Annotated in this window: 11 protein-coding genes; 7 read left to right on the top strand and 4 right to left on the bottom strand. The window is 42.7% G+C overall.

Going from position 1 to position 12,440, the window contains the following annotated elements:
• Positions 1–26 precede the first annotated feature (26 nt).
• The 4 genes from ercA (at position 27) to ACMXYX_RS09065 (ending at position 6,743) form a co-directional block, all read left to right on the top strand.
• The gene (gene ercA / locus ACMXYX_RS09080) at positions 27–1,190 is read left to right on the top strand and encodes an alcohol dehydrogenase-like regulatory protein ErcA (protein ID WP_415894277.1); all 1,164 of its coding nucleotides are present in this window, start codon (positions 27–29) and stop codon (positions 1,188–1,190) included.
• Entirely contained in the window at positions 1,174–2,910 is a 1,737-nt protein-coding gene (locus tag ACMXYX_RS09075) for a NahK/ErcS family hybrid sensor histidine kinase/response regulator (RefSeq protein WP_415894279.1), read from the top strand. The genes ercA and ACMXYX_RS09075 overlap by 17 nt, the downstream gene beginning before the upstream one ends.
• A gap of 106 nt (positions 2,911–3,016) precedes the next feature.
• Complete coding sequence (gene nosP / locus ACMXYX_RS09070) at positions 3,017–4,165, top strand: nitric oxide-sensing protein NosP (protein ID WP_415896298.1); 1,149 nt, start codon at positions 3,017–3,019, stop codon at positions 4,163–4,165.
• The gene (locus ACMXYX_RS09065; RefSeq protein ID WP_415881378.1) at positions 4,158–6,743 is read left to right on the top strand and encodes a NahK/ErcS family hybrid sensor histidine kinase/response regulator; all 2,586 of its coding nucleotides are present in this window, start codon (positions 4,158–4,160) and stop codon (positions 6,741–6,743) included. The genes nosP and ACMXYX_RS09065 overlap by 8 nt, the downstream gene beginning before the upstream one ends.
• Positions 6,744–6,905: 162 nt before the next feature.
• On the opposite strand, the gene ACMXYX_RS09060 is transcribed toward ACMXYX_RS09065, so the two are convergent.
• Both ACMXYX_RS09060 and ACMXYX_RS09055 read right to left on the bottom strand, forming a co-directional pair.
• Positions 6,906–7,574 carry a response regulator gene (locus ACMXYX_RS09060; protein WP_415881377.1) on the bottom strand — a complete coding sequence of 223 codons (669 nt, stop codon included), beginning with the start codon at positions 7,572–7,574 and terminating at the stop codon, positions 6,906–6,908.
• Positions 7,575–7,674: 100 nt separating this feature from the next.
• Positions 7,675–8,208, bottom strand: a complete 534-nt coding sequence (locus tag ACMXYX_RS09055) for a rhodanese-like domain-containing protein (protein WP_415896297.1) — start codon at positions 8,206–8,208, stop codon at positions 7,675–7,677.
• Positions 8,209–8,424: 216 nt separating this feature from the next.
• On the opposite strand from ACMXYX_RS09055, the gene ACMXYX_RS09050 reads away from it, so the two are divergent.
• From ACMXYX_RS09050 to ACMXYX_RS09040, 3 genes are read left to right on the top strand one after another with little or no spacing between them, the layout of a single operon-like run.
• Complete coding sequence (locus ACMXYX_RS09050; RefSeq protein ID WP_415896296.1) at positions 8,425–9,387, top strand: ABC transporter substrate-binding protein; 963 nt, start codon at positions 8,425–8,427, stop codon at positions 9,385–9,387.
• Entirely contained in the window at positions 9,384–10,157 is a 774-nt protein-coding gene (locus tag ACMXYX_RS09045; RefSeq protein WP_415881374.1) for an ABC transporter permease, read from the top strand. The genes ACMXYX_RS09050 and ACMXYX_RS09045 overlap by 4 nt, the downstream gene beginning before the upstream one ends.
• Positions 10,150–10,797 carry an ABC transporter ATP-binding protein gene (locus tag ACMXYX_RS09040; protein ID WP_415881373.1) on the top strand — a complete coding sequence of 216 codons (648 nt, stop codon included), beginning with the start codon at positions 10,150–10,152 and terminating at the stop codon, positions 10,795–10,797. The genes ACMXYX_RS09045 and ACMXYX_RS09040 overlap by 8 nt, the downstream gene beginning before the upstream one ends.
• Positions 10,798–10,851: 54 nt before the next feature.
• Here ACMXYX_RS09040 and ACMXYX_RS09035 read toward each other — a convergent pair whose 3' ends face one another.
• Both ACMXYX_RS09035 and ACMXYX_RS09030 read right to left on the bottom strand, forming a co-directional pair.
• Positions 10,852–11,637: an ABC transporter permease gene (locus tag ACMXYX_RS09035; protein WP_415881372.1), complete on the bottom strand. Its 786-nt coding sequence runs from the start codon at positions 11,635–11,637 to the stop codon at positions 10,852–10,854.
• Positions 11,634–12,371 carry an ABC transporter ATP-binding protein gene (locus ACMXYX_RS09030; RefSeq protein ID WP_415896295.1) on the bottom strand — a complete coding sequence of 246 codons (738 nt, stop codon included), beginning with the start codon at positions 12,369–12,371 and terminating at the stop codon, positions 11,634–11,636. Before ACMXYX_RS09030 ends, ACMXYX_RS09035 begins: the two co-directional genes overlap by 4 nt.
• Between the last annotated feature and the right edge of the window lie 69 nt (positions 12,372–12,440).

The following is a 12,440-nucleotide window of genomic DNA, read 5'->3' as shown; positions in this document are numbered from 1 at the left end:
CAGGGTAGTTCAGTTGAGAACCTCTAATGAATAGAGACATTTCAAATCTTAGGAAGTTCGTTTCTCCAGAAATAATTTTTGGTGCAGGTGCTAGATGCTCTGTTGCCAATTATGCAAAAAATTTTGGTGCTCGTAAGGTTCTGGTAGTTTCAGATAAGGGAGTGCGAGAAGCGGGTTGGGTAGAAGAGATCTCTCAATTACTCGATGATGAAGAGATAGAGCATATGGTTTTTGATGCTGTATCAGCAAATCCGAGAGCAGAAGAGGTCATGGCAGGCGCTCAAATTTACCAAGAGTATAACTGCAACGTCATTGTTGCTGTTGGTGGTGGTAGCCCAATGGATTGCGCTAAGGGGATAGGGATAGTTTGTGCTAATGGTAAACATATTCTTGATTATGAGGGTATCGATACTATTCATCTGCCAATACCTCCTCTTATCTTTATTCCGACTACAGCTGGTACTTCGGCAGATGTATCTCAATTTGCGATTATTTCCGATCCTGTTGAAAAAGTTAAAATATCTATTGTCAGTAAAGCTGTTGTCCCAGATGTTGCTTTGATTGATCCCGAAACAACCATGACAATGGATCCATTCCTAAGTGCGTGTACCGGAATTGATGCTCTAGTCCATGCCATCGAGGCATTTGTGTCTACTGGGGCTGGGCCGCTAACAGATATGCATGCTCTTGATGCTATGCGGCTAATTAACGATAACATCGTTACTTTAGTTGAGCAGCCAAAAGATATTTATCTCCGTGAACAGGTAATGCTTGGTTCAATGAAGGCGGGACTTGCATTTTCTAATGCGATCCTAGGGGCTGTGCATGCTATGTCTCATAGTTTGGGGGGGTATAAAGATCTGCCGCATGGTTTATGTAATGCCATGTTGTTAGAGCACGTAATTGATTTTAATTATTCTGAAGCAGAAGATAGATTCAAAGTTGTTGCTGAGACTATGGGCATTGCAACTAAAGGCCTGAGTACGAGTCAAATTCAGGTAGCTTTAAGAAATAAAGTTGTTCAATTAAAGCAGGATGTTGGGTTGGATCAGAAATTAAAAGACAATGGGGTAAATATCGTGGATATCCCGGTTCTGTCTGATCATGCTCTACAAGATCCATGTATTCTTACCAATCCCCGTAAGTCCAACAAGCGAGATGTAGAAGTGGTTTATGAAGAAGCGCTTTAATAACCAAAACCAAACAGTAGAAAGTTTAATTGGTTTAGGGAATCACTCGTCTCGAAAAAACTATCATTCTGAATTAGTCACCAAGATTGAAGAGCTTGAGCGTGAAAAGAACCGTTATAAATGGTTGTTTGAAAATGCGTTGCATGGAATTTTTCAGGCTAAATTAGATGAAGGGATAATATCTGCTAACCCTGCAATGGTTCAGTTATGCGGATACGATTCTGAACAGCAGTTTCTTCAGAGAATTACGCAGCTAGATTCGCTTCTTTTCTGTTGTGCTGATGCCTATTCTGATTTTCGTTATCAGCTCGCGCAATATGGCAGAGTTTTTAATTTTGAGACTTTGTTTCTCAAAGAGGATGGTCAGTGCCTACACGTTTCTGTCAGTGCATTATCTAAAGACCCTGATGGTAATGGGCCTATTATTGAAGGGTTTGTTAAAGATATTACCGAACGAAAAAAATCTCAGGACAGATTAAAACAGTTAAATGTCGAGCTTGAGGTTAGGGTAGCGAATCGTACTCAGGAATTGGTTTCGCTAAATGATAAGCTCATTCAAGAGATTGCAGAGCGGGAGCAAATTCAAAAAGAGCTTAAAATTGCGAAGGATATCGCAGAGGACGCTAATAAAAGTAAGGATAAGTATCTTGCTGCTGCAAGTCACGATCTATTACAGCCCATGAATGCTGCTAGATTACTTATTGCGGCTTTACGAGAGCGCTCTCTGCATGCTCAAGATGCTCACCTTGTTGAGCGGGTTCATTTGGCGTTGGAAAATGCGGAAGATCTCTTAACTGATTTATTGGACATTTCTAAGCTGGATCAAAATGCGGTGCAGCCAGATATCTCTGATTTTCGTATCAATCAGCTGTTGCTATCGATGGTAAATGAGTTTCAGGCTGTTGCTGAAGCTAAGAGTATTCAGTTAAAGCTTTCTGAGTGCTCCGCAGCTGTGACAAGTGATTCTCGATTATTATTGAGAATTATTAGAAACTTTATCAGTAACGCAATCCGATATACCGATGAGGGACGCGTACTCGTAGGTTGTCGCCGTAGAGGGGCGATGTTGAGCATTCAGGTTTGGGATACCGGGCTAGGTATTCCTGAAGAAAAGCAGCAGCTTGTTTTTAAAGAGTTTCAGCAGTTAGAAAATAAGTCGGCTAAAGATCGTCAAGGTGTTGGCTTAGGTCTTGCTATAGTGGAGCGTATTGCGCATATGCTTGGGCATAAGCTGGTTGTTAAATCCGTACCTGGCAAGGGTTCTATGTTTGCAGTTGAGGTTCCATTAGTAGAGCAAATTTCGATGGAGCTTCCAAGGCAGCAATTCAGTCAATTTGGTAGCGATCAGTTATCTAATCTTGTTGTTTTAGTTATAGATAATGAAGAAAATATTCAAGCGAGTATGGAGGCATTGCTCACGCAGTGGGGTTGCTTCGTCGTTACTGCTGCCAGCCTGAGTGAGGCCATAGATAAGTGTACGGACGAGTATATAGTCCCAGAATTGATACTTGCTGATTACCACTTGGATTATGACCTACTTGGAACCGATGCGATTGATGGGCTTAGAGAGCATTTTAGTTTGGATATTCCTGCAGTTATTTTAACGGCAGATAGAAGTAGTGAATGTCGCCAGCTTTTTGAGAGTAAAGGCTTTTCTTTGATCAATAAGCCGGTAAAACCAGGTAAATTACGGGCTTTGTTGACACATTTGGTGTGTTGATTTTCTTTATCTTTACTGTCTGTTAAAAAGGGGTCACAAGTAGTATTTGTTGATTCATCCTCAAGACCTAGAATGAAATGATTAAGCTTATCCCGAGGGTAGACAATTGACTCAGGACTCCGCGTTTCTGCTTGCTGCATCATTTAGTTCTGATCCAATCACTGCCGCAAATGATCTTTTGTCGCAGCTTGATTCTCCAGATATCAGTTTTATCACGTTTTTTTGTTCTGCAGAGTATCCACTCAAAGAGCTCGCTTCTGCGCTTAACAAGGCTTTTCCTACTACGGAAGTTGTTGGTTGTACTACAGCTGGTGAAATTACTCCTGATGGTTATGGTCAAGGATGTATCACTGCAATAGGCTTTAAGCAGTCGGGCTTTGCTGTTGAAGCTGCATCAATAGAATGCCTTGATGACTTTAGTTTGACTGATGCGCAAATGCTGGTTGATCAACTAATTTCTGGATGCCGTCATCATGAAATCGCGCCGATCAAAGGTAACACCTTTGCATTGACTTTGCTTGATGGCTTATCAATTCAAGAAGAAAACGTACTTGTTACCCTGAACTCTGCGCTTGGCAGTATTCCTAGCTTCGGAGGTTCAGCCGGTGATGACATCCATCTTGCTAAAACACATGTCTTCTACAATGGTGAATTTCATACCGATGCTGCAGTAGTTATGCTGGTAAATACCATTTATGACTTCGAAGTATTTAGCACTCATCATATGAATCATCGTAATGACAAATTGGTTGTGACTGAAGCGGATGCAGATGGTCGATGTGTATATGAGATCAATGCTGAACCAGCAGCGCTTGAGTATGCAAGGGCGATTGGTGTTGCAGTAGAAGATTTAAATCATGAGGTTTTTGCACTAAACCCTATTGCAGTGAAGCTAGGCGAAGAGTACTTCGTGCGTTCTATTCAGCAGGTTAACGAAGACCTCAGCATGAAATTTTATTGTGCGGTTGAAAATGGCATTGTTCTGACTGTTATGAAGCCTGGCGATATGGCTGCTGATCTGATTAGTAAGCTTGAAGTAATTGAAGAAAAAATAGGTGAGCCTCAGTTAATCATTGGTTGTGACTGCTTCTTGCGGCGTTTGGAGAGTGAATTGAGAGGTAACTCTCAGCAAATCTCGGATTTACTCCGACGAAATAACGTTATTGGATTTAATACCTATGGAGAGCAAAAAGAGGGGATGCATATAAATCAGACCTTTACTGCTGTAGCCATTGGGAGAAATCTAAATGTCTGATCAAGCGTTTAAAGATCGAATTGCTAGGTTAGAAGAAGAAAACCGCAAACTGAAAAAGATTAATTCTGTTTTGGTTGAGAGGGTGGAATCTGGTGGGGGTCAAAGTGCAAACCCTTATTCTGCTTTTGAGCATTCTGTAGTATTAGCTGAGCAGGTTAGGGAACGTACTGAGGCGCTCAATCGAGTTCTTTCAGAGCTTAAGGTAAGTCATAGGGCTCTAAAGCTTGCGAATAATCAGGCGGCTATAGCTAACCAGCGCTTAGTCGATGCTATCGAAAGTATATCTGATGCATTTGTTCTTTTTGATCAAGATAGAAAAATTGTTCTCTTTAACAGCAAATTTAGTAGTGTTTGGGCGTCAACGGGTTTAACTATTCAGACGGGCACCACCATTCAGGATATTGGGCGTCTAGCTCGTGAAAGCGGTCTAATTGATGAAGAATATCCTGATACAAACACTGGTAGTAAGGTCTATCGTTTAAACGATGGACGCTGGGTTCAGATGTCAGAAAGGCCAACACAGGATGGTGGTCTAGTAATTCTTTATACTGATATCACGGCGCTGAAAGAACGAGAAACAGCTGATAAAGAGCATGCTTTAGCTCAGAAAACAAAGTTGCTTCAAAATACTGTAGATAACCTTTCACAAGGTGTCGTGCTGGTTACCCCGGAAGGTCGTGTTGAGCTTTGGAATGATCGATTTCTTGATCTTACGGGCGTGGAACAAGAGCAGGTGCAGGCTTATCCTCCATTTGCAGCGCTTATGCTCGATAATCATTCAATTCTTCAGCATGCGCTAACAGCTGCTCAGCAAGGAGAGGTGTTAGCATCGGAGCAAAGAGGTGATAAGGGGCAGGTAATTGAGGTTCGTACTCACCCTATGCCTCAAGGCGGTTTTGTAAATACCTATACAGACATTACTGAGCGTCATCGATATGCAGAGTCTCTACGTCAAAATGAGCAGTGGATCCGCTTAATTACGGATAACGTCCCGGCGTTGATTGCGTATTTAGACCAAGATTTGAATTACGGTTTTGCTAATAAAGTGTACAGCGAATGGTTTGGTCGTGCTGATGGTGAATTAAATGGCCAGAGTATTCATGATGTGTATTCACCGGATGAGTACGAACGCTTAAGTCCTTACGTAGAAAAAGCTTTGTCGGGTCGTAATGTAACTTTCGAAACTTGGCAGACGAATTCGCTCGGTGAAGAGCGTTACATGCTTAAATCATATGTCGCTAATATCGATAAAGACGGAAACCCTAATGGTTTCTTCGTTATGATTCGAGATATCACAGAGCGACGTCGATCAGCAGAAGCGCTAGAGTTGTCGCACCAGTTGCTTGAGCAAAGGGTAGAGGAGCGTACATCTGAACTGACAGAGCTAAACGAACAGCTACGGTCGGAAATTACTGAGCGTGTTCAGGTTGAATCGCGTCTACTAGATGCAAAGATGGAAGCAGAGCAAGCCAATCTTTCTAAAACTAAGTTCTTAGCAGCAGTAAGTCATGATTTGCTTCAACCGTTGAATGCAGCTCGATTATTCTCAGGAGCTTTGGCTGAAAAGATTGAAGATCCCAAGAACTGTTCTTTAGCACAATCGGTTTCAAATTCTCTGGATGATGTGGAATCGCTACTGCGTACGTTGGTTGATATCTCTAAGCTTGATGCTGGTGTAGTAAAGGCGGACGTGATTACCTTTAATCTTCAAAGCTTGTTCGACACCTTGGCGCCTGAATTCCAGCAGTTGGCGAATGCTGAGGGAATTGATTTTCGTTATGTGAAAAGTGGTGCAGTTGTTAAGTCAGATTCACAATTGTTAGCGCGGATACTGCGTAATTTCTTAACTAACGCCATACGCTACACCAAAGAGGGTAAGATTCTACTCGGTTGTAGGCATGAGCCAGATTCGGTTTGGATCGAGGTGTATGATACTGGCCCTGGTATACCATCCAACAAGCTTCAAGAAATTTTCCAAGAGTTTAAGCGTCTTCAATCTGATCAGCCTGGTCAAGAGAAAGGCTTGGGGCTGGGTCTTGCAATCGTAGATAAGATTTCTCGAGTGTTAGGTCACGAAATTCGAGTGGATTCTGTTGAGGGTAAGGGCTCTGTATTTGGAGTGAAAGTACCTAAAGGTGTTCCTTTGGCGCCTGCTGAGGTTACCGGTCCACATATTCCAATGATAACTGAGCGCTTGTCAGGTGCTTGTATCTGGTTAATTGATAATGATGAATCTATCTGTAAAGGGATGGAGATATTATTGTCGGGTTGGGGTTGTCATGTGGTGACAGCGTTGTCCTTTGATGATTTGGCGCAACAGGTCGATTTTGAAGAAGATCCAGTAGATTTGTTAATTGCTGATTATCATCTCGATAATGATGAAACAGGCATTGATGCTGCCAAAATGGTAACCGCGCGAGTGGAAAGTGATTTGCCTGTGCTGATGATTACTGCCAACTACAGTAAGGAGCTTAATCAGGAGATTCGAGATCTTGGTTTTATTCTCGTCAACAAGCCAATTAAGCCGCTTAAACTAAAAACAACACTAATACATCTCTTGGAGCAGCAGGTCGCATAGGCCTGCGAGTTCCCCTATCAAAATATTATCAAGCTAAATCTATAAGCTAATTGCGCTCGTTTAAGCTGTTGCCTTGTGGGCAATATATCCCTATTGGCATGGTTTGAACCAGAAGAGAGAGTAAAGGAAGGGTGACTGGAACCAGTCACCCAATATATAGGTTTAGCGCTTAAGATATTCGTTAAAGTCAATGTTGCCAGCAGATAGAACTGCTTGAATACGGTTGTGCACGCCAAGCTTACGTAGGATTGCAGATACATGGGCTTTTACCGTTGTTTCCGCAATATTTAGGTTGTAAGCGATCTGTTTGTTGGATTCACCCTTAGACATACGCTCAAGTACTAACAGTTGGCGTCGTGTCAAAGATGATAAAAGTTCTGGTGGAATCTGGTTTTCGTCCTTGCGCTGAGTGCGTCGGCTATCAGGCTGGCTCGCGCGGATAATGTCTGAAGGCAGATATACGTTGCCGGCAAGAATCTGCTGAAGAGCTTCAGTCATTTGATCACGAGGTGAAGACTTGGTGATAAAGCCAACAGCACCATAGGTGATAGCTTGAAGTACAATTTGCTTGTCTTCTTCTGCTGATACGATTACCACAGGTACTGTTGGTAGATCGTTACGCAGTGTGATCAAGCCATTAAGGCCGTTCATTCCAGGCATGTTAAGGTCAAGCAGGATAAGATCTAGCTCTTCCTCATTTTGAGCGATTGTAAGCGCACTATCCAGATCTTCCGTTTCCAGTGTCTGGCAGCCAGTAAAGCTGTTTTCGATAACATTGATGATAGCTTCACGGAACAGCGGATGATCATCCGCGATCAGGATCTTGTACACGACAATATCTCCAATTTCATTATATTTATTATGAGCTTATATTCTCATCCTGAGCTTATCTCTATCTTACTCCGTGTAAGACTTTAATGCTTGGTAAAATTTAATGCTTCTTTAGTGTAAAGGGTTCAGGGTTGGCAATACTGGTTTCTAAATCGTGTTCAATCCAGCCATCAGAGCCGTTTCTATACCACAGCAGATTAGTATAACCCCATTCGGAAGCTCGTTTTAAAGCATTCCATGACATCCAGCAGTCGGCCTGACAGTATATAATTACTGGGAGGCTTTTGTCGCCGGTTGTTAAGCGCTCCAGATTAGATTGGAAGTATTCTGACCAGTCGTCATCTAATTCGCCTAAGCCTACGTTAGGAAGCCATACACTGCCAGGTATATGGAGTCTGGGTTCCTTTTGAATGAAAACTCGATTCCAGGGGATGGGTTGCACATCTACTAAAATAGGCTTATTTCCCGTTTCTAGTAGGTGGATTACATCTTCTGTTAAAAGTGTTTTCCCGTGTAGGCTCTTTAATGGTGTAGGGCTGCGATAATGAAACAATCGGTAACCTTCTGCTGAAAACAGCTCAAAATCTGTTGTATCAGCATAATCGCTTTTATCGTCTGCAAAGCCTGTATTCATGAGTAATAGGGCGCATAAATACATTGCGATTTTAAGGTGCCAGATGGTGCTTTCCTTACTATTTCTCTACACGCCTATTACACCCTGCGAAAGTGTGGGTCTAAATTCTACCATCGAGCAAAAAAACAGGTACGAAAGTACTATGTTTGCTCACAGCATTGAGGCTTATTTTAAGTTTCTCTATTGCCCCACTAATTTGTTGTATATGGGAGTTTTATGTTTTTTGTTCGTAATGTATTGTTTTTATTGGTTTTAATTCCGTCTTTTGTATGGGGTGGTGCAGAGAAGCCTCAATTTAAAGTGGCTGTTTTAGCTTCAGGTACCGTTAATTGGGAGTTGCAGCACTTAAAGAATCAAAAATTAGATGAGCTTAATAATTTCGATCTAAATATAATTAAAGTGGCTAGTATGTCCGCTGCAAAAGTTGCGCTGACTAGCGGAAATGCAGATGCGATTGTTGCTGATTGGTTATGGGCAGCGGATAGAAACAGTAAGGGCGAATCTTTTAGATTTATTCCGTTCTCTAAGCAGGTTGGGATGGTTATGAAGCCTGCATCTAGTCAGCTGTCTGATCTTTCGGAGCTTAAAGGTAAAAGAATAGGTGTTGCTGGTGGGCCTTTGAATAAGGGTTGGATTTTACTCAGGGCGGCAGCACGAAAACATGGGCTTAATCTCGAGGCGGATGCACAGGTTCAGTTTGGCTCGCCACCCTTATTAAGTCAGTCACTAAAAAGTGGTCGTCTAGATCTGTTAGTCACGTTTTGGCATTACGGGGCGAGGCTTGAGACTGAAGGCTATAAAACTGTCATAAGTCTGCAAGATATGATGGCAGAGTTGGGTATGACTAGTCAGTTGCCTATGCTTGGCTATCTAGTAAAGCAAGATCAAGTGGATAGTAATCCTGAGTTGATAAATAGCTTTGTAGATGCAGTAATGGCAGCTAAGAACCAATTGTTGAATGAGGATGATCATTGGCTAGGTCTTCGTAAACTAATGAGGGCTGAGAATGACCAGGTTTTTAATGCACTTATTGCTGGGTACCGCAATGGCATACCTAGTCCTATAACAGCTGATCAGATCGATGATGCTAAGGTATTCTATAAGTTGATTACTCAATTCAAACCATCACTTAAAGGTGCTGAGCTGAACGAAGATATGTTTTATAAGGCAGGTCTATGAGTTCAGCGGGCAATATAAGTCGTTTGAGTGACCAGCTGTTAGCTATATTTGTTCTCTTGGCTGTATGGTGGGGCAGTGCGGCGTTCGTTAATAACGTATTGCTTCCCACACCTGGTGAGGTGTTTAGCGCCTTGCAAGTTGAGTGGTCCGAGCAAAGGCTGTTGGATAGTTTACTGATTACTTTGCAGCGAGTTGCGATTAGTTTCTTCTGCGCCATGTTACTTGGCGGTCTACTCGGTGTTCTGATGGGGAAATTTTCCACAGTAAACAGAATATTAGACCCTCTATTAATTATTCTTCTGAATGTCCCAGCGCTAGTTGTAATTATCTTGCTTTATATCTGGTTCGGTTTGGTTGAGGCAGCAGCAGTCGGTGCGGTAATCATCAATAAATTACCCAATGTCGCTGTGACCTTACGTGAAGGTGGGCGCATGTTTGATGAGCAGCTGGAGGAGATGGCCAGAGCCTATCATTTCTCTTTCAAGCAAAAGCTTACAGAATTATGGTGGCCTCAACTGTTTCCTTACATCATGGTCGCGACGCGTAGTGGTTTGGCATTGATATGGAAGATCGTTTTAGTCGTAGAATTGTTGGGGCGCTCTGATGGGGTCGGCTTTCAGCTTCATATGGCCTTTCAGCTTTTTGATGTAGCAACAATCCTTGCTTACAGTTTTGCCTTTATCTTTATTGTTCAAATGATTGAGTGGTGTATTTTGCAGCCTTTAGATCGGTATGCTCAGCGCTGGCAGCGAGGTTCAGAACGTGTATAAATTTGCATCTGATAAGATTTGCTACGGCGACGAAACCATTCTTCAACCTATAGAGCTTGAATTAAAGGCAGGCTCAACTATTGCCATTTTAGGCGCTTCCGGCTGTGGTAAAACTACATTACTAAACAAGCTAGCCGGCTTGGCTGAAAATGCGATTCATTGCTGGAATAAAGAAAGCATAGATATAGGTTATCTATTTCAAGAGCCAAGGTTGCTTCCTTGGAGAACGATTAATCAGAATTTAGCCCTAATTGAGCCTAATTCAGAAAAGGTCGAAGCGATGCTGGGGGCCGTAAAATTATCTGGATATGGGGATCATTATCCTTCACAGATATCATTAGGTATGGCGAGGCGCGTGTCTTTAGCGCGTTGCTTATTGCTTGATCCCGAAATGGTGTTGATGGACGAGCCGTTAACCTCGTTAGATATGAGTACGGGAGAGGAGATGAGGGAATTGATCTCCCATTTGGTTTGCGAAAATCCAAAGCGTTGTATGATCTATGTAACGCATGATCTGGATGAAGCGTTAGCTTTGGCTGATGAGGTGGTTGTGTTAAAGGGGCGTCCTGCCACGGTTTATCTTCATAAAAGTACGAGTGAGTTAAATCGAGCAGAACTCGAATCAGCGTTGAAGGCATAAAAAAGCCTCTCTTCATAGAAGAGAGGCTTTTTGCTTTAAACTGTTCGGCTTATTCTAGCGACCGGACTTCTGAGGTTTAAATCCAGTAACCGCAAAAGCAGTAAAAAACGCTGTAGCGAATGCTGTAATGCCTAATGCTTCAAGGTTCAGTTGCATATAAAGTGCATAGCGGACTAGTTCAACTGCATGGGTAAACGGATTTGCCATGCAGATCCAATAGAGCCATTCACTTGATTCCTGCATCTTCCAAAGCGGATAGAGTGCAGAAGAAAGGAAGAACATCGGGAAGATAACGAAGTTCATTACCCCCGCAAAATTCTCAAGCTGTTTGATCTTAGTCGAAAGGAATAATCCAAGAGAGCTTAGTAAAAGTGCAACTAGCAGTAATGCTGGTAAGACTGTTAGGTAGCCCATTAACGGCGGCTCTACCTCAACCAATAATGCCACTAATAAGAAAGCATAAACTTGCGTAAGCGAGATCAAGGCAGTCGCGACCATTTTACACAGCAGTAAGTATGGGCGTGGAAGGGGGCTCATTAACAGTACTCGCATACTCCCCATTTCACGGTCATACACCATGGATAAGCTGCTCTGCATGCCGTTAAACAGTAATATCATGCAGCACAAGCCGGGTGCGATGTAAGTCTCATAGGTGATGTAGGTATCGTACGGCTGGATAATCGAGATACCTAATGCCGCTCTGAAGCCGGCAGCAAATACCACTAGCCAAAGTAGTGGTCTAACTAACGAGCTGAGGAATCTAGAGCGCTGTTGTACGAATCGCAGAAATTCACGAACTAGAATGCCATAAAAACAGTTCCAATAACTGGCAAAGCTCATAGAGCCTCCTTAGCAGGCTTTTCAGTTAACTGGTGGAAAGCGTCAGTGAAATTGTCTAAGCCTGATTGATTCAACATCTCAGATGCTTTGTCATTGATCATGATCTGGCCTTTGTTGAGCAAGACGATGTGGTCTTCTTCCTTAATCTCTTCCATTAGGTGGGTAGCCCATAGCACAGTCAATTTTTCGTCCGTGCAAAGGTTGCGGACATGGGTGTTAAGTGCTCTGCGGGTTTGAGGGTCAAGACCTACAGTTGGCTCGTCTAATAAAAGTATTTCTGGTTGGTGAAGGAGTGCGCGTGCTATCTCGACACGGCGTCTGTGACCGCCGTTAAGGCTTCGGACCTTGTCATTGGTCCTATCTGACATTTCCATTCGTTCTAGCTCAAGTTTGATCCTATCGCTAGCCTGGGCTTTTGATATGCCATGCAATGCAGCGTGGTATAAAAGATTTTGCTGAACTGTAAGATCTAAATCTAAGGTGCTTTGCTGAAACACAACGCCTAGTTTTTTCATTAGGCTAGAAGGTTGCTTCTTGATGCTAAGCTCATTGATACGAATATCGCCGGTTTGCATGGCATTTAGACGAGTTATTAAAGCGAATAGTGTCGATTTGCCTGCACCATTAGGTCCCAAAAGGCCATGGAACTCCCCAGGTTCTAGCGAAAAACTAATATCCTTTAGCGCCTGTCTAGGGCCGTAGCTGAAACTTACGGATTCTACATTGATACTCATTGCTGAATCTCTTTGCGGTATAAACAAAATTGGCCCACAGAGTGGGCCTTATATGTTTGATAGGGTGGG

Source organism: Neptuniibacter sp. QD72_48, assembly GCF_047778065.1.
Lineage (GTDB): Bacteria > Pseudomonadota > Gammaproteobacteria > Pseudomonadales > Balneatricaceae > Neptuniibacter.
The sequence above is the reverse complement of the archived record's forward strand: the minus strand, read 5'-3'. Positions and strand labels throughout refer to the sequence as shown.